17 protein-coding genes are annotated in these 15907 nt (G+C 72.8%); 9 read left to right on the top strand and 8 right to left on the bottom strand.

Features of this window, described 5'->3' with window-relative positions:
- Positions 1–12 precede the first annotated feature (12 nt).
- From BJ971_RS29370 to BJ971_RS29355, 4 genes are all read left to right on the top strand, one after another.
- Complete coding sequence (locus BJ971_RS29370) at positions 13–1242, top strand: cysteine desulfurase (protein ID WP_184996412.1); 1230 nt, start codon at positions 13–15, stop codon at positions 1240–1242.
- The gene (gene sufU, locus BJ971_RS29365; RefSeq protein WP_184999169.1) at positions 1239–1697 is read left to right on the top strand and encodes a Fe-S cluster assembly sulfur transfer protein SufU; all 459 of its coding nucleotides are present in this window, start codon (positions 1239–1241) and stop codon (positions 1695–1697) included. The genes BJ971_RS29370 and sufU overlap by 4 nt, the downstream gene beginning before the upstream one ends.
- Positions 1698–1725: 28 nt before the next feature.
- Positions 1726–2181 carry a metal-sulfur cluster assembly factor gene (locus BJ971_RS29360; protein ID WP_184996411.1) on the top strand — a complete coding sequence of 152 codons (456 nt, stop codon included), beginning with the start codon at positions 1726–1728 and terminating at the stop codon, positions 2179–2181.
- Between the two features lie 63 nt (positions 2182–2244).
- Positions 2245–3120 (top strand): metallophosphoesterase family protein, encoded by an 876-nt coding sequence (locus tag BJ971_RS29355; protein WP_184996410.1) that lies wholly within the window; start codon positions 2245–2247, stop codon positions 3118–3120.
- Positions 3121–3124: 4 nt separating this feature from the next.
- Here BJ971_RS29355 and BJ971_RS29350 read toward each other — a convergent pair whose 3' ends face one another.
- Genes BJ971_RS29350 through BJ971_RS29330 form a run of 5 tightly spaced genes read right to left on the bottom strand, consistent with a single transcriptional unit; the run spans position 3125 to position 7371 of the window.
- The gene (locus BJ971_RS29350; protein WP_184996409.1) at positions 3125–3862 is read right to left on the bottom strand and encodes an SDR family NAD(P)-dependent oxidoreductase; all 738 of its coding nucleotides are present in this window, start codon (positions 3860–3862) and stop codon (positions 3125–3127) included.
- Entirely contained in the window at positions 3859–4887 is a 1029-nt protein-coding gene (locus BJ971_RS29345; protein WP_184996408.1) for a zinc-dependent alcohol dehydrogenase, read from the bottom strand. The genes BJ971_RS29350 and BJ971_RS29345 overlap by 4 nt, the downstream gene beginning before the upstream one ends.
- Entirely contained in the window at positions 4887–5720 is an 834-nt protein-coding gene (locus BJ971_RS29340) for a fumarylacetoacetate hydrolase family protein (protein WP_377885131.1), read from the bottom strand. Before BJ971_RS29340 ends, BJ971_RS29345 begins: the two co-directional genes overlap by 1 nt.
- A gap of 5 nt (positions 5721–5725) precedes the next feature.
- Positions 5726–6616 (bottom strand): SMP-30/gluconolactonase/LRE family protein, encoded by an 891-nt coding sequence (locus BJ971_RS29335; protein ID WP_184996406.1) that lies wholly within the window; start codon positions 6614–6616, stop codon positions 5726–5728.
- On the bottom strand, positions 6613–7371 hold the full coding sequence (locus tag BJ971_RS29330; protein ID WP_203709375.1) for an IclR family transcriptional regulator: 759 nt from the start codon (positions 7369–7371) through the stop codon (positions 6613–6615). The genes BJ971_RS29335 and BJ971_RS29330 overlap by 4 nt, the downstream gene beginning before the upstream one ends.
- Before the next feature lie 59 nt (positions 7372–7430).
- On the opposite strand from BJ971_RS29330, the gene BJ971_RS29325 reads away from it, so the two are divergent.
- Both BJ971_RS29325 and BJ971_RS29320 read left to right on the top strand, forming a co-directional pair.
- Entirely contained in the window at positions 7431–9146 is a 1716-nt protein-coding gene (locus tag BJ971_RS29325) for an IlvD/Edd family dehydratase (RefSeq protein WP_184996405.1), read from the top strand.
- A 35-nt stretch (positions 9147–9181) separates the two neighbouring features.
- On the top strand, positions 9182–9937 hold the full coding sequence (locus tag BJ971_RS29320; RefSeq protein ID WP_184996404.1) for a maleylpyruvate isomerase family mycothiol-dependent enzyme: 756 nt from the start codon (positions 9182–9184) through the stop codon (positions 9935–9937).
- Here BJ971_RS29320 and BJ971_RS29315 read toward each other — a convergent pair whose 3' ends face one another.
- Positions 9938–10648: a histidine phosphatase family protein gene (locus tag BJ971_RS29315; protein WP_184996403.1), complete on the bottom strand. Its 711-nt coding sequence runs from the start codon at positions 10646–10648 to the stop codon at positions 9938–9940. It abuts the gene before it with no gap.
- A 132-nt stretch (positions 10649–10780) separates the two neighbouring features.
- On the opposite strand from BJ971_RS29315, the gene BJ971_RS29310 reads away from it, so the two are divergent.
- Positions 10781–11374, top strand: a complete 594-nt coding sequence (locus tag BJ971_RS29310) for a LysE family transporter (RefSeq protein WP_184996402.1) — start codon at positions 10781–10783, stop codon at positions 11372–11374.
- 7 nt (positions 11375–11381) lie between these two features.
- Here the strand turns inward: BJ971_RS29310 and BJ971_RS29305 are convergent, their stop codons facing one another.
- Positions 11382–12065, bottom strand: a complete 684-nt coding sequence (locus tag BJ971_RS29305) for a DNA alkylation repair protein (RefSeq protein WP_184996401.1) — start codon at positions 12063–12065, stop codon at positions 11382–11384.
- A gap of 75 nt (positions 12066–12140) precedes the next feature.
- Between BJ971_RS29305 and BJ971_RS29300 the strand changes: the two genes are divergently transcribed.
- Positions 12141–12773: an acVLRF1 family peptidyl-tRNA hydrolase gene (locus BJ971_RS29300; RefSeq protein WP_184996400.1), complete on the top strand. Its 633-nt coding sequence runs from the start codon at positions 12141–12143 to the stop codon at positions 12771–12773.
- Here the strand turns inward: BJ971_RS29300 and ypfJ are convergent.
- A complete protein-coding gene (gene ypfJ, locus BJ971_RS29295) occupies positions 12770–13687 on the bottom strand; it encodes a KPN_02809 family neutral zinc metallopeptidase (protein WP_184996399.1) in 918 nt (305 codons plus the stop codon). The two genes, BJ971_RS29300 and ypfJ, sit on opposite strands and share 4 nt — an antisense overlap.
- 215 nt (positions 13688–13902) lie before the next feature.
- Here ypfJ and BJ971_RS29290 point away from each other — a divergent pair, with 215 nt between their 5' ends.
- Positions 13903–15507, top strand: coding sequence for an ABC-F family ATP-binding cassette domain-containing protein (locus BJ971_RS29290; RefSeq protein ID WP_184996398.1), 1605 nt, complete (start codon positions 13903–13905; stop codon positions 15505–15507).
- The last annotated feature ends 400 nt before the right edge of the window (positions 15508–15907 follow it).

The raw sequence follows: 15907 nt of genomic DNA, 5'->3' as shown, positions 1-15907 counted from the left end.
GAGGAACCGATCATGACGTTCGACGTGCGCCTGGTGCGAGCCGACTTCCCGATCCTCGATCGGGAGGTCAACGGGCATCCGCTGGTCTACCTCGACAGCGCGAACACCTCGCAGAAACCGCGCCAGGTGCTCGACGCCATGCGCGTGCACCAGGAGCGGCACAACGGCAACGTGTCCCGCTCCGTGCACACGCTGGGCACCGAGTCGACGACGGCCTACGAGGACGCCCGCGCGAAGATCGCCACCTTCATCGGCGCGTCCTCGCCCGACGAGGTGGTGTTCACCAAGAACTCCACCGAGGCGATCAACCTGGTCGCGTACACGTCGGAGCGGCTGCTCTCGCTCGGCCCGGGTGACGAGATCGTGGTCTCCGAGATGGAGCACCACTCCAACCTGGTGCCGTGGCAGCTGCTGTGCCAGCGGACCGGCGCGACCCTGCGCTGGTTCGGCGTCACCGACGAGGGCCGGCTCGACGAGTCGAACCTCGAGGAGCTGGTCAACGAGCGCACCCGGATCGTCGCGATCGTGCACATGTCCAACATCCTCGGCACCATCAACGACCCGGCGCGGATCGTCGCCCGGGCCCGCGAGGTCGGCGCGAAGGTGCTGCTTGACTGCTCGCAGTCGGTGCCGCACCTGCCGATCGACGTCGCCGAGCTCGGCGCCGACTTCATCGCGTTCACCGGGCACAAGATGCTCGGCCCGACCGGCATCGGCGTGCTCTGGGGCAGGTTCGCGCTGCTCGAGGCCATGCCGCCGTTCCTGGCCGGCGGGTCGACGATCGAGACCGTGACGATGACCGGCACCACGTTCGCGCCGCCGCCGGCGCGCTTCGAGGGCGGCACCCCGCCGATCACCGAGGCCATCGGCCTCGGCGCGGCGGTGGACTACCTGACGGCGCTCGGCATGGAGAACGTGCACCGGCACGAGCAGGAGATCACCGCGTACGCGTTGAAGGCGCTCGCGGACATCCCCGGCGTGCGCGTCTTCGGCCCCGCCACGCCGGAGGGCCGCGGTGGCACGGTTTCGTTCGAGGTCGAAGGGGTGCACCCGCACGACGTCGGGCAGATTCTCGACGATCTCGGTGTCGAGGTGCGGGTGGGGCACCACTGCGCGCGCCCCGTGTGCGCGCGGTTCGGTGTGCCGGCGATGACCAGGGCCTCGTTCTACCTCTACACGACGACCGACGAGATCGACGCCCTGGTGCGCGGCCTCGAGCAGGTTCGGAAGGTGTTCGCCTGATGGTCGATCAGCTCTACCAGGACATCATCCTGGACCACTACAAGCACCCGCACGGCAAGGGCCTGCGGGCCCCGTTCGCGGGCGAGGCGCACCACGTCAACCCCACCTGCGGCGACGAGGTGACGTTCCGGGTCGCCGTGGACGGCTCCACCTTCTCGGACATCTCGTACGACGGCGTGGGCTGCTCGATCAGCCAGGCCTCGGCCTCCGTGCTGCACGAGCTGCTCCAGGGTGTCGGCTCGGACGAGGCGAGCCGGGTGCACGAGGCGTTCGTCGCGCTGCTCCAGAGCCGCGGCGCGATCGAGCCCGACGAGGAACTGCTCGGCGACGGCGTGGCGTTCGCCGGGGTGGCGCGCTACCCGGCCCGGGTGAAGTGTGCGCTGCTGCCGTGGATGGCGTTCAAGGACGCCGCGGCCCGCGCGGGGGTCGGCGTCGGCCCGGAGGTCACGGCATGACCGACTGCGTGTCCCAGGAGGAAAGAGCATGACCGACAGGACTGTGGAAGAGACCGTCCCGGACGCGGCCGAGACGGCCGTGCCCGAGGTCCCGGTCGCCGCGGACGACGCGCCGAAGTCCGACGAGGCGGCGAAGGCCGACGGCGGCACCGTCGTCTCGAAGGCGACCGTCGCCGAGGTCGAGGAGGCGATGAAGGACGTCGTCGACCCCGAACTGGGCATCAACGTGGTCGACCTCGGCCTCGTCTACGACGCGCACATCGACGACGACAACGTCGTGACGCTGGACATGACGCTGACCTCGGCGGCCTGCCCGCTGACCGACGTGATCGAGGACCAGACCCGGCAGGCCCTGACCACCGGCCCCGGTGGCGGCCTGGTCAAGGACTTCCGGATCAACTGGGTGTGGCTGCCGCCGTGGGGCCCCGACAAGATCACCGACGACGGCCGCGACCAGCTCCGGTCGCTGGGCTTCAACGTCTGACAAGAACCTTCGAGAACGCCGGACCGGGTACCTGGTCCGGCGTTCTGTTCTAGCGTTGGTGAGATGGCACTCATCTGGGGCCTCGCGCCGATGCTGCTGAGTGCGGCCCTCGCCGCCGGTTCGCCGGGCGGCGCGGCACCGGCGGTGCTCATCGGCGCCGGGGACATCGCCGACTGCGCCGGCTCCGGCGACAGCCGGACCCTCGCCCTCGTCCAGCGCTCCGCCGGCACGGTGTTCACCCTCGGCGACAACGCCTACCCGAACGGCAGCCGCGCCGACTTCGCCCGGTGCTACGAGCCCACCTGGGGCAAGGTCAAGAACCGGACCCGGCCGGCCCTCGGCAATCACGACTACCGCAGCGAGAACGGCGCGCCCTACTTCGACTACTTCGGCGCGGCGGCCGGCCCGCGGGGCAAGGGCTATTACTCGTACGACGTGGGCTCCTGGCATGTGGTCGTGCTCAACACCAACTGCGGGAACGTGCCGGGCGGCTGTGGCCAGGGCTCCGCACAGCAGCGATGGCTGCGCGCCGACCTCGCCGCCGCCGGTAAGTGCACCGTCGCGATGGCGCATCACCCGCAGTTCTCCTCGGCGACGCTCCACCCGCCGACGAAGCGGACCCTTCCGCTGGTGCGGACGCTCTACGACGCCGGAACGGAACTGCTGCTGGCCGGGCACGATCACGTGTACGAACGTTTCGCGCCGCAGACGCCGACCGCGCGCCCGGACCCCGATCGCGGCATCCGGCAGATCACCGTCGGCACGGGCGGCGGCGCCGAGCGGCACACGTTCGGCCCGGCCGCGGCGAACAGCGAACGGCGGAACAGCGACACCCTCGGGGTGCTCCGGCTGACCCTGCGGCCGGGCTCCTACCGCTGGGACTTCCTGCCGGTCGCCGGCGAGACCTTCACCGACTCCGGCACCGGGACCTGCCATTGAGCGCCTATTTCGGCAGCCGTAGCCCGGCCATGCCGCCGTCGACCGCGAGCAGCGTGCCCGTGGTCGAGGCGGCGAGCGGGCTCGCCAGGTAGGCGATCGCCTGCGCGGTCTCGCCCGCGCTGACCAGCCGGCCGATCGGCTGGCGGGCGCGCAGCGCGGCCCCGGCGGCCGCCGGATCGTCGGCGGCGGCCAGCAGCCGCTCGACCCACGGGGTGTCGGCGGTGCCGGGCAGCACGGCGTTGACCCGCACGCCCTCGCGGACGTGGTCGGCGGCCATGGCCAGGGTGAGCGCGGCCACCGCGCCCTTGCTGGCCGCGTACAGGGCGCGCTGCGGCACGCCGACCGAGGCGACCACCGAGCAGGTGTTGACGATCGCGGCGCTGGGCGAGGCGAGCAGCAGCGGCAGGGCGGCGCGGGACATCCGCGCGATGCCCACCACGTTGATGTTCAGCACCCGGTGCCACTCGTCGTCGCCGTTCGCGGTGACGTCGCCGGTCGCGCCGATCCCGGCGTTGTTGACCAGGATGTCGAGGCGGCCGAAGCGGGCGGCGACGGTGGCGACCGCGGCATCGACGGACGCGGCGTCGCCGACGTCGCAGACCACGGAGAGGTCGCTGTCGTGGTCGGCGAGGTCGAGGCCGGCCACCCGCGCGCCGCGCTCGCGCAGCAGGGCGACGGTCGCGGCGCCGATCCCGCTCGCGCCGCCGGTGACGATCGCGGTGAGTCCTTCGAGGTCGGTCATGACGCTAACCCTTCGCCGTTCGGGCTGACGTGGATCTTCGGCCCCGAGCCCCACGACGGGTGGCGCTCGCCGGCCAGCACCGCGGCGACGTCGTCCAGGCCGACGGTGGCGGCGATCAGCGGGCGCGGGTCGACCGCGCCCGCCGCGAACAGCTCGACCGTCCCGGCGAAGCCGCCCGACGCGCTGAGCACCCCGACGGCCGTGACGTCCTTGAGCACCAGGGCCCGGGAGTCGACCGGGCTGGGCACGCTCGCCAGCCCGACGTAGACCACCCGGCGGCCCGGCTCGACCAGCTCGGCGGCCAGGGCGGGCAGCGCGGCGGAGTTGGAGGCGTCGATGACCGCGTCCCACGGCAGCTCCGGCAGGGTCTCGGCGGTCCAGGCCCGGGCGAAGCCGATCGAGGCGGCGAACTCCAGCGCCGTGCCGCCGCGCCCGAGCAGGTGCACCTCGGCGCCGCCCGCGGCGGCGATCTGGCCGGCGAGCAGGCCGATCGTGCCCGGCCCGAGCACCAGCAGCCGGCCGCCGGGCGGCAGCGCCGCCGCGCGGACCGCGCGCAGCGCGTTGCCGCCGGGTTCGACCAGGGCGCCGAGCGCCGGGTCGACGGAGTCGGGCAGGATCTGCAGGGCCTTCACGGGTACGGCGAGCTGCTCGGCGAGGGCGCCGGGCCGGCCGTTGCGGACGCCGATCTCGTACCGGTCGGCGCAGACGTGCTGCCGCCCGGTCGTGCACCGGTGGCAGTGTCCGCAACCCAGCATGGTGTCGCCGGTGACCCGGCGCCCGACCCAGGCCGCCTCGACCCCTGCGCCGACGGCGGCGACCGTGCCGGACCACTCGTGCCCGATCCGCATCGGGTACCGCGCCTGGCCGGTGTGCAGATAGGACATCGCGCCGCTGAAGAACTCCACGTCCGTGCCGCAGACCCCGGCCCGCTCCACGTCGACCACGACCTCGCCGGGGCGGGCCTCGGGCGGCGGCACGTCGCGCACCTCGGCCCGGCCCGGGCCGGTGATGACGAAGGCGCGCATCAGCGGGCGGCCACCACGGTCTGGCGCTGGCTGCCCAGCCCGTCGATGCCCAGCTCCATGACGTCGCCCGGCCGCAGCCAGGGCGACGGGTCGAGACCCATGGCGACGCCGGGCGGCGTACCGGTGTTGATCAGGTCGCCGGGCTCCAGCACCATGAACTGACTCAGGTACCGCACGATCTCGTACGGGTCGAAGACCATTGTCGCGGTGCTGCCGGTCTGCCGGCGTACGCCGTTGACGTCGAGCCACAGACCCAGCGCCGACACGTCCGGTACCTCGTCGGGCGTCACGAGCCACGGCCCGGCGGGGTTGAACGTCTCGGCCGACTTGCCCTTGGACCACTGCCCGCCGCGCTCGATCTGGAACGCGCGCTCGCTGATGTCGTTGCACACCACCCAGCCGGCGATCGCGGCGCGAGCGGCGTCGTGATCCTCCAGGTAGCCGGCCCGGCGGCCGATCACGATGCCGAGCTCGACCTCCCAGTCCAGCTTGGTCGAGCCGCGCGGCTGCCGGACGTCGTCGTTCGGGCCGACAAGCGTGTTGGGCGACTTGGTGAACAGGATCGGCTCGTCCGGCACCGCCTGGCCGGTCTCGGCGGCGTGGTCGCGGTAGTTGAGCCCGATGCAGACGATCTGGTGTGGGCGGGGGATGGGCGCGCCGATCCGCTCACCGGCGAACGGCGCCACCCGGCCGGCGGCGATCCTGGCGTCGACGGCCTCCCGGAACTCCTCCGGCGCGGCGAAGAACCGGTCGCCCAGGTCCGAGACGTCGACGTAGCCGTCGTCGTCGACCCGGACGACGGCCCGCTCGGCGCCGGCGTCCCCGATCCGCATCAGCTTCATTGATCTCCAGATTTCGGTCCGGCCCAGGGGGCCACCGGCAGGCCGGTCACGCCGGCCCGGGCGATGAAGAGACGACCCGACATCGGGTACGCGGCCAGACGATCCGCGTCCAGCTCGTCCGTCGCGGTGGTGATGAGCATCCGGTCGAGCCCCGGGCCGACGAACGCGACGCTGCTGGTGTGCGGGGCGGCCACCTCGACGACGGCCCCGGTCGGCCGCCCGTCGGGGGTGTACCGGCGCACCTCTCCGGCGCCCCAGATCGCGATCCACAGGTGGCCGTCGGCGTCGGCGCACATCCCGTCGGGGACGCCGTCGTCGATCCGCAGCCACTCCCGCCGCGGACCCACGGCGCCGGTTGCCACGTCGTACGGGCGGACCCAGACGATCCCGGGGACGCTGTCGATGCTGTAGAGCAGGGTGCCGTCCGGGCTCCAGGCGAGCCCGTTGGAGAGGGTCAGATCGTCGTCGAGGGTGGTCAGGCCGCCGTCGTGCTCCAGGCGGACGAGCGTCTCGCCGCCCCGGGTGCGGTCCAGCGTGAGCGATCCGACCAGGAAGCGCCCGGCCGGATCGCAGGCGCCGTCGTTGAGGCGCCGCGGCGGGGACTCCTCGGCGATGACCCGCGCGCCGGTGGCTCCCCGCGGCGCGGTGAACACGGTCTTCGCCCCGGCGACGAGCAGCTCGCCGGCCGCGGAGCAGACCACCGCGCCGACCGTGCGGTCCAGGTGGTGGGTGGCGGTGACGACCACCCGGTCGCCGTCGAGGCGGCCCTCGTGCACCGCGCCGGCCGGGATGTCGACCCAGAGCAGCCGCTCCCGCGGGCCGTCCCAGACGGGACCCTCGCCGAGGGTGAACGTCTCGGCGCTCGCGACGGTCGCGGTGTACCTCATCGGGCCTCCACGGTCGCCCGGATCGCCGGTACCTGGGCGATCAGGGTGGTCAGCGGGGTGCGGGAGGCCGGCGCGGAGACGCTGACCGCGCCGCTCGGCCGGGTCGGCGACGCCATGAACACCGGCACGGCGAGGCACACGATGCCGGGCTCGTTCTCCTGGTCGTCGACCGCGTAGCCGTCGATCCGGACCCGGCGCAGCGCGGCGGCCAGGGCCGGGGCGGTGGTCAGGGTCTGCGGGGTGCGGGGCGCCAGGGTGCGCCCGCCGATCCAGTCGGCGACCGCGTCGTCGTCGCTCAGCGCGTACGCCAGGAGGAGCTTGCCGACCGCGGTGCTGTGCACCGGATTGCGGCCGCCGACCGTCGAGGTCAGGCGCAGCGCGCCGACCGCGGGGTCGACCTTGGCCCGGTAGACGACGGTGTCGCCGTCGAGGACGGCATAGTGCGCGGTCTCGCCGTAGCGTACGGCCAGTTCGCTCAGCACGGGCGCGATGCGCAGGTGGTCGGGGCGGGCCTCGTGGTGCGCGAACGCCAGCCGCAGGAACTCGTCGCCGAGCACGTACCGGCCGCGCCCGTCGCGGCCGGCGAAGCCGAACCGGCACAGCGCGGCAAGGGCCCGGTGGACGGTGGGTTTGGGGCTGGCGACCGCGCGGGTCATCTCCTCGAGCGTGACGCCGCCGGCGTGCCGCGCCAGCTCGGTCAGGACCGCGAGCACGCGATCCGTGCCGACCAAGGGGGGTGCGATTTCCGTGGGCACCGGCGTACCGTACCGGATATTCCAGATAGGACACCAGCGTTCCAATAATTGGAAGATTTATGCCTGAGCTGCGCAGCGCCCAGTGGTACGCCGGACCGGACCGCAACGCCTACATCCATCGCGCCTGGATGCGCCGGGGAGCGCCGAACTCGGCGTTCGAGGGCCGCCCGCAGATCGCGATCGCCAACACCGCCTCCGACCTGACCCCGTGCAACAGCCACCTCGACGAGATCGCCGAGCATGTCGGGCGCGGCGTCTGGGAGGCCGGCGGCGTCCCGCTGAACCTGCCGGTCGTGTCCATCGGCGAGACGCAGGTGCGCCCGACCGCGATGCTGTGGCGCAACATGGCCGCTATGGCGACCGAGGAGATGCTGCGCGCCAACCCCGTCGACGGCGTCGTGCTGCTCGGCGGCTGCGACAAGACCATCCCGTCGCTGCTCATGGCGGCGGCCTCGGTCGACCTGCCGGCCGTCGTCGTGCCGGGTGGGCCCATGCTCACCGGCACGTTCCGCGGCGTGCCGCTGGGCTGCGGCACCGACGTGTGGCGCCTGTCCGAGGAGGTCCGCGCCGGCACGCTCAGCCAGGCCGCGTTCCTCGACTCCGAGTCCTCGATGATCCGCAGCCGCGGGCACTGCAACACCATGGGCACCGCGTCGACGATGGGGCTGCTCGCCGAGGCGCTCGGCACGGTCCTGCCCGGCACGGCGGGCACCCCGGCTCCGGACAGCCGCCTGCTGGCCCGGTCGCACGAGACCGGCCGGCTGATCGTGGAGATGGTCGACGCCGGCCGGCGGCCCAGCCGGGTGCTCACCGCCGGCTCGTTCCACAACGCGATCGTCGCGCTGGCCGCGCTCGGCGGCTCCACCAACGCGGTCGTGCACCTGCTGGCGATCGCGGGCCGGCTCGGCGTGCCGCTGACCCTCGCCGACTTCGACCGCATCGCCGCCGACGTGCCGCTGCTCGTCGACCTCCAGCCCGCCGGCAAGTACCTGATGGAGGACCTGTACCGGGCCGGCGGCCTGGCGGCGGTGCTGCGCGAAGTCACCGATCTGCTCGACCCCACCGCGATCGACGTGACCGGGCGGCCGTTCGTCGAGTCGCTCGCCGAGGCGCAGATCTACGATTCCGAGGTCATCCGCACCCGGGGCGCCCCGGTGTCGCCCAACGCCGGCATCGCCGTGCTGCACGGCAACCTCGCGCCGAAGGGCGCGATCATCAAGCCCGCGGCGGCCAGCCCGCACCTGCTGCGGCACCGCGGCCGGGCCGTGGTCTTCGACTCCGTCGAGGACTTCCACGCCCGCATCGACGCGCCGGACCTCGAGGTCGACGCCGACTCGGTGCTAGTGCTGCGCGGGTGCGGCCCGCGCGGCTACCCCGGCATGCCCGAGGTGGCGAACATGCCGCTGCCCACCCGGCTGCTGCGGCAGGGCGTGCGGGACATGGTCCGGGTCTGCGACGGGCGGATGAGCGGCACGGCGTACGGCACCGTCGTGCTGCACGTCGCGCCGGAGGCCGCCGCCGGGGGACCGCTCGACCGGGTACGGGACGGGGACTGGATCACCCTCGACGTCGAGGGGCGGAGCATCACTGTGGACGTACCGGATGAGGAGCTTGCGGCCCGCGAGCCGTCGGCGGCGCTGCGGGCCGCGGTGGCCCGGCCGGTCCGTGGCTGGCAGAAGCTCTATGTGGACACCGTGCTCGGCGCCGATACGGGCGCCGACCTGGACTTCCTCGTCGGGTCGAGCGGCGACGGGGTCAGCCGCGAATCGCACTGACAGACATTGTCGGTCCCCGGTGGTAGACAACGGGAATGACTCAGATGCCGCCGTTCCCCGAGTCGCTCGACCTCATCGCCGAGCGGTCCGCCGCGCTCCGCGCGGCGATCGCCTGCGCGGGTGATCTGGAGAGCCGGGTGCCGGGCTGCCCCGACTGGTCGCTGCGCGACCTGGTCGCCCATCTCGGCCGGGTGCAACGTTTCTGGGCGGCCGCGGTCGCCGCCGGTCCCGCAGACGGCCCGCCGCCCGGCTCGGCCGTGGTCGACCCGCAGCCGGTCGGCGACCTGACGGCCTGGTCGGCCGAGTCGACGCGCCTGCTGCTGGAGTCGCTGCGCGCGGCCGGCCCGGACCGTGACTGCTGGACGTGGTGGGGCGCCTCCGACGCGCCGATGACGTCTGGCGCGGTGGCGCGGCACCAGGTCCAGGAGGCGGCCGTGCACGCCTACGACGCGCAGGAGACCGTCGGCAAGCCCGAGCAGATCCCGGCGGGCGTCGCGATCGACATCATCGACGAACTGCTGGTGGTGACCCTCGGCTCGCTCGGCGGCTGGCCGCACCGCTCGGCACGCCTCGCGCTGTCCGCGACCGAGGGGCCGACCTGGACGCTCGACCTGACGCCCGGCGGCGTGCGGCCCGGCCCGGCGGCGGGTGACGAGCCCGTCGCGACGATGCGCGGCTCGGCCGCCGACCTGGTGCTCGCCCTCTACACCCGCATCCCGCTGGACCGCATCGAGATCGATGGCGACCGGGAGGCCGTCGAGCGCTTCCAGGCCTGGACCGACACCCGCTGATCAGAGGTGCTCGACCGAGTTGTAGCCGTCCAGCACGAGGCGCCCGGAGGAGCCGTCGAACCGGGTGATCGAGGCGTTCAGCACCCGGCCGGCCTCGGCGACGACGGCGGCCAGCCCAACCCAGTCCAGGCCCTCGATGACATATCGCATCATCAGCACCACGGAGTCGTGTGCGACCACCACCACCCGCGTGCCGGCGTGCCGGGCGTTCAGGTCGTCGAGAAACAGGCTCAGCCGCGCGGCGATGTCCTCGAAGTTCTCGCCGCCGGGCGGCCGGTAGGTGTATTCGTTCGCGTGCGCCCTCCAGCGGGCCGGCTCGTCGGGGAAGCGGGCCGTGATCGCCGCCCGGGTGAGCATCTCCAGGTCGCCGAGCAGCCGGTCGACGAGCCGCTCGTCGGCGGCCGGCGCCGGCAGGCCCAGGCCGGACGAGTCGGCCGCGATCCGCCAGGTCTCCCGGGCCCGCAGATAGGGGGAGACGATCACCACCTCGGGCACCCGCTCGGCGGGGAGCGCGGCCAGCCAGCGGCCGACGGCCCGGGCCTGCTCGACGCCGAGGTCGGTCAGCTCCACGTCGGTGTCGCGGCCGGTGAGCCCCGACTCGAGCAGGCCCTTCTCGTCCGCGAGTGGAAAGGCGACGTTCGCCACACTCTGCCCGTGCCGGATCACGATCAGCTCGGCAACGACACCCGTGCGACGAAAATCTGTGGCCATCAACCGAGTGTGCGGTCATCATGGCGGCGTGACAAAGCTGAGCCTGCCCGCGCACCTGCCCGCCGCCGACCCCGACCGGGTCGTGCGACAGCAGCGTGTCGCCGTCGGCCCGGCGATGCACCCACCCGTGCCATGAGCGGCCCGTTCCTGGCCGGCGTGATCGCCGGCTACGGCGTCGCCGTGCCCGTCGGCGCGATCGCCGTCCTGATCGCCGGCCTGACCGCCCGCACCTCGCTGCGCGTCGGCGCGGCGGCCGGGCTGGGCGCGGCCACCGCGGACGGCGTGTACGCCCTGGTGGCGGTCCTGGGCGGTGCGGCCCTGGCCGGCTCGGTCGCCCCGATCGCGATGCCGCTGCGCTGGGTCGCGGCCGCCGTGCTGGTGCTCCTCGCGGTGCACACCGCCCGGTCGGCGCTGCGGAAGCGGACCGGCGAGGCCGCCACGGTCACGACCACTCCCGGCGCGGCCTACCTCGGCGTCCTCGGCCTGACGATGCTCAACCCGGCGACGGTCGTGTACTTCGCGGCGCTGGTGCTGGGCCGCGGCGGCGCGGGCGGCGGGGTGTGGTTCGTGCTGGGCGCGTTCCTGGCCTCGGCGAGCTGGCAACTGCTGGTGGCCGGCGGGGGTTCCCTGGTCGGGCGGGTGCTGACGGGCGAGCGCGGCCGGCTGGTGACCGCCCTGGTCTCCAGCGCGGTCATCGCGATCCTGGCCGTCGGCCTCGTGGTCTGACCCCTGCTCAGAGGTGCTTTGCGGCCTCGCGGACCGAGAGCGGGGACAGTACGTCGCGGTGCTGGGCGAGGTAGCGGCGTACCGCGTCCGGGTCGGTGCGGGCGTAGTGGCGCAGCGCCCACCCGATCGCCTTGCGGACGAAGAAGTCGGGGTGGCCCGCCTGGCGGGTGCAGTAGCCGAAGAGCCGGTCCGTGTCCGTTTCCGCGCCGTAGTGCAGTTGGTGCAGCAGCGCCGTGCGGATCAGCCACTTGTTCTCATCGGCCGACCACGCGTCCATCCGGGCGCTGAGCTCCGGATGCCGGCGCACCAGCCCGCCCACGAACCGGGTGGCCAGCGGGTCGATCGTGTCCCACCACGACTTGGCCGTGATCAGCATCCGCGCGGTGGCCAGGAAGTCCGGGCCCGGCACCGCCACGTGCCTGCGCAGCCAGTCGCAGGCGAAGTACTGGTACTCGCGCTCCTCCAGCTCCCAGCAGGCCAGCACCACCGTGCGCAGCTCCTCCTCGGTCGGCGCGGGCAGCCCGGCCAGCACCTTGCGGGCCAGCGCCCGCTGAGCCGGCGCCGGCAGGCCGAGGAAGGCGAACTGATCGCGCATGTACGCCGCCGCGCCAACGGCACGCTCGGGGTCGCGGGCCGCACCGAACTCCCGCACCAGCCGGTCCAGCAGTTCGTCGGCGAGCGGTCGCGTCATGTGACGATCATCGCACCCGTAGGGTGAGGACATGAGCGAGCGTGTCGTCGCCGGAGCCCCGGCGCAGGGGGCGGCATGAGCGCGCGGCCGGCCGCGGGTGGTGGACGGTGGGTGGATGTCGCGCCCGAGCGGCTGTCGCGCTGGCTGGAGAACTTCGCCGCCCGGCACGGGCCGTGGATCGGGGACGGCCTGCTGCTGACCGCGGCGGACGGCGCGACCGCCGAGCTGGTGCCGCCGCCGGGTGCTCCGCCGGTCGACGACCTGGAGTCCCTGCGGCGCGAGGCGGACGCGGTCCGCCGGATCGGGCTGCTGCTGGCCCGCAAGGGTGCGGTCGCGGTCGGCGTCGCCGAGGGCACCAAGCTGGTCGTGTCCAAGGTCGACACCCACTACGTGCAGGGCAGGACCGCGGCGGGCGGCTGGTCGCAGCAGCGCTTCGCGCGCCGCCGCGACAACCAGGCGAAGGCGGCCGCCGCGGACGGCGCCGGCATCGCGGCCCGCCTGCTCCTTCCGGAGGTACGGGGCCTGAGCGCGCTGGTCACCGGCGGCGACCGTACGGCGGTCGAGTCGATCCTCGCCGCGCCGAACCTGCGGCCGCTGGCGGCGCTGCGCGCGGAGCGCTTCCTTGACGTACCGGAGCCGCGCCGTACGGTTCTGGAGGAGGCGGCCGCCCAGGCCCGTACGGTGCGGATCCTGGTCCGAGATCCTTAGTTCGGCGCGCCGGCGGCGAAGGTGTCGCAGTCCTTCGGCGAGCCCGATTCGTAGCCCCTGCTGAACCACGCCTGCCGCTGGGCGCTGGTGCCGTGGGTGAACTCCGCCGGGTTGACGTCGCCGCCCCCGCGCTGCTGGAGCGCGTCGTCACCGATCTTGGCCGCGGTGTCCAGGCCCTGCTGGATGTCCTCCTGGCCGATGCTCTTGAAGATCTTCTTGCCGGACTTGTCGTCCGTGCCCGTCGCGTTCTTCGCCCAGGCGCCCGCGTAGCAGTCCGCCTGCAGCTCCAGCTTCACCGACAGCGCGTTCGCGTTGCCCGGGTCGCGCTGCTGCGCCCGGCGCATCTCCGCCTCGGTGCCCAGCAGGTCCTGCACGTGGTGGCCGTACTCGTGCGCCAGCACGTAGGGCTGCGCGAACTCGCCCGGCGCGCCGAGCTGGTCCGCCAGCACCCGGTAGAACGTCAGGTCGATGTAGACCCGGTCGTCGGCCGGGCAGTAGAACGGCCCGACGCCGGAGTCGGCCGCGCCGCACTTGGTGCGGACCGCTTTCGAGAACAGGACGGTCTTGGCCGGCTGGTACGGCTCGCCGAAGTTCGCCGGAAGCGCGTCGGCCCAGTAGTCCTGAATCGAGTTCACGAAGAGCACGTTGCGGCAGTCGAGCTGCTCGCGGGCGTCCGACTGCGCGCACTTCTGCGCCAGCGCGGTGTTGTCACCGGCCGGCGCCGCCCCGTCGTCCCCGGTGAGGTTGTTGACGCCGAAGTAGCCGCCGACCAGGGCGATCAACACCGCCACCACGATGCCGGTGAGACCTCCGCCACCGATGGGCAGGCCGCCGATGCCGCCGCCCGATCCGCCGGAGGAGCGCTGGTCGTCGATCTGGCTGGTGTCGATACTGGCGTTCTCGTTGAGTTCCATCTCACCCTCGCTCGGCCATCCGGCACGTGTGCTCCGCGCCTTACCCGTTGCCGTCGCGGGCTAATCGGTTGGGAGGTCGCGGCGAGCGCCCGGTACAATCGGCGAGTGCTGCTCTGCGAAGGCTGACCTGCCCCGCGCCGACCGGATGTTTCTCCTCCGCTCGGCGCTTCCGTGTGCCTGAGCCAGCCTTTTCACTGAGAGCGAGACGTCTTCTCATGATTACCGCCACCGGACTCGAACTGCGTGCGGGCTCCCGGATCCTGATCTCCCCGACCACGCTGCGGGTCCAGCCCGGCGACCGCATCGGCCTGGTCGGCCGTAACGGCGCCGGCAAGACGACCACCCTCAAGGTGCTGGCCGGCGAGGGCCAGCCGTACGCGGGGGAGGTCACCCGTACCGTTGAGGTCGGTTACCTTCCGCAGGACCCCCGAACCGGTGACCTGAACGTGACGGCCCGCGACCGGGTGCTCTCCGCCCGGGGCCTCGACGTGCTCCTCTCCGAGATGCAGAAGCTCGAGGTCGAGCTCGAGGAGAGCACCGACGAGAAGCTCATCCGCCGGTACGGCCAGCTCGAGGACCAGTTCGCCAGCCTCGGCGGCTACGCGGCCGAGGCCGAGGCCGCCCGGATCTGCTCGAACCTGGGCCTGCCCGACCGGGCGCTGGCGCAGACGATCGGCACGCTCTCCGGCGGCCAGCGCCGCCGCATCGAGCTGGCCCGCATCCTGTTCCAGAACTCGGGCCAGAACGGCAAGGGCATCCTGCTGCTCGACGAGCCGACCAACCACCTGGACCAGGACTCGATCACCTGGCTGCGTGGCTACATCGCACAGCACAAGGGCGGCCTCATCGTGATCAGCCACGACGTCGAGCTGCTCGACGCCGTGGTCAACCGGGTCTGGTACCTGGACGCGAACCGCGCCGTCGTCGATATGTACAACGTCGGCTGGAAGACCTACCTCAACCAGCGTGAGACCGACGAGCGCCGCCGCCGCCGCGAGCGGGCCAACGCGGAGAAGAAGGCCGGCGCCCTGATGGCGCAGGCCGACAAGATGCGGGCCAAGGCCACCAAGACCGTCGCGGCGCAGAATATGGCCCGCCGCGCGGAGAAGCTGCTCGGCGGCCTCGAGGAGGTCCGCACCTCCGACCGGGTCGCCAAGGTGCGCTTCCCCAGCCCCGCGGCCTGCGGCAAGACCCCGCTCACCGCGCACGGACTGTCGAAGTCGTACGGCTCGCTGGAGATCTTCGCCGACGTCGATGTCGCGGTGGACCGCGGCTCGCGGGTGGCCATCCTCGGCCTCAACGGCGCGGGCAAGACCACGCTGCTGCGGATCCTCGGCGGCCTGCTGGAGTCCGACACCGGCGAGGTGCGTCCGGGGCACGGGCTGCGGCTCGGCTACTACGCACAGGAGCACGAGACCCTGGACGTGGACCGCACGATCCTCGAGCACATGCGCAGCGCCGCGGCGGAACAGACCGACACCGACCTGCGGAAGATCCTGGGCGCGTTCCTCTTCTCCGGCGACGACGTCGACAAGCCCGCCGGGGTGCTCTCCGGCGGCGAGAAGACCCGGCTCGCGCTCGCGACTCTGGTCTGCTCGGGCGCCAACGTGCTGCTGCTGGACGAGCCGACGAACAACCTCGACCCGATCAGCCGCGAGCAGGTGCTCGACGCCATCGCCAACTACCCGGGCGCGATCGTGCTGGTCACGCACGATGCCGGTGCCGTGCAGGCGCTGAAGCCGGACCGGGCGATCCTGCTGCCCGACGGCGACGAGGACGCGTGGAGCGACGACCTGCTGGAGCTCGTCGAGCTGGCGTGATCGCCATCGTTTGATCCAGGATCAACGGCATCGTCAGTTGTCAACTGGTGCCCACACAGACAGTGCGACTCCTGCCCGGCTCCGGTCACCCCACGACGGAGCCGGGTTGCGGTGTGCCCGGGTGTGCCCGCCGCTCCGGGCGGCCGCGGCGCCTCTGCGTGAACACCGTATAGACAGTGAGTGACATCGTTGTCCGGCCCCGCCGTAGTTGATGTTTGTGCAGCTCAGCGGGTGGTCTTGGACTCGGGCCCGCTATACCACGCCGGGCCCGGGCCGGACCGGGGAAACGCTCTCCGGTACCCGATTTCCGGCGGCTTCGGGGTGTGGAGCCATCGGTCTGACATTGATGCACATGGTGACCGTCGGGTTCCTGACAGTGGTAATTGGGCACGTTCGCTAA

The organism is Amorphoplanes digitatis (assembly GCF_014205335.1).
GTDB classification, from domain to species: Bacteria; Actinomycetota; Actinomycetes; order Mycobacteriales; family Micromonosporaceae; genus Actinoplanes; species Actinoplanes digitatus.
This window is presented reverse-complemented; position numbering and strand designations above follow the sequence as displayed.

Bases quoted from the DNA above. Each gene is read 5' to 3' on its own strand.
- BJ971_RS29370 (WP_184996412.1), top strand. From the start codon at position 13: ATGACGTTCGACGTGCGCCTGGTGCGAGCCGACTTCCCGATCCTCGAT.
- BJ971_RS29360 (WP_184996411.1), top strand. From the start codon at position 1,726: ATGACCGACAGGACTGTGGAAGAGACCGTCCCGGACGCGGCCGAGACG.
- BJ971_RS29355 (WP_184996410.1), top strand. From the start codon at position 2,245: ATGGCACTCATCTGGGGCCTCGCGCCGATGCTGCTGAGTGCGGCCCTC.
- BJ971_RS29350 (WP_184996409.1), bottom strand. From the start codon at position 3,862: ATGACCGACCTCGAAGGACTCACCGCGATCGTCACCGGCGGCGCGAGC.
- BJ971_RS29345 (WP_184996408.1), bottom strand. From the start codon at position 4,887: ATGCGCGCCTTCGTCATCACCGGCCCGGGCCGGGCCGAGGTGCGCGAC.
- BJ971_RS29340 (WP_377885131.1), bottom strand. From the start codon at position 5,720: ATGCGGATCGGGGACGCCGGCGCCGAGCGGGCCGTCGTCCGGGTCGAC.
- BJ971_RS29335 (WP_184996406.1), bottom strand. From the start codon at position 6,616: ATGAGGTACACCGCGACCGTCGCGAGCGCCGAGACGTTCACCCTCGGC.
- BJ971_RS29325 (WP_184996405.1), top strand. From the start codon at position 7,431: ATGCCTGAGCTGCGCAGCGCCCAGTGGTACGCCGGACCGGACCGCAAC.
- BJ971_RS29320 (WP_184996404.1), top strand. From the start codon at position 9,182: ATGACTCAGATGCCGCCGTTCCCCGAGTCGCTCGACCTCATCGCCGAG.
- BJ971_RS29315 (WP_184996403.1), bottom strand. From the start codon at position 10,648: ATGGCCACAGATTTTCGTCGCACGGGTGTCGTTGCCGAGCTGATCGTG.
- BJ971_RS29310 (WP_184996402.1), top strand. From the start codon at position 10,781: ATGAGCGGCCCGTTCCTGGCCGGCGTGATCGCCGGCTACGGCGTCGCC.
- BJ971_RS29305 (WP_184996401.1), bottom strand. From the start codon at position 12,065: ATGACGCGACCGCTCGCCGACGAACTGCTGGACCGGCTGGTGCGGGAG.
- BJ971_RS29300 (WP_184996400.1), top strand. From the start codon at position 12,141: ATGAGCGCGCGGCCGGCCGCGGGTGGTGGACGGTGGGTGGATGTCGCG.
- ypfJ (WP_184996399.1), bottom strand. From the start codon at position 13,687: ATGGAACTCAACGAGAACGCCAGTATCGACACCAGCCAGATCGACGAC.
- BJ971_RS29290 (WP_184996398.1), top strand. From the start codon at position 13,903: ATGATTACCGCCACCGGACTCGAACTGCGTGCGGGCTCCCGGATCCTG.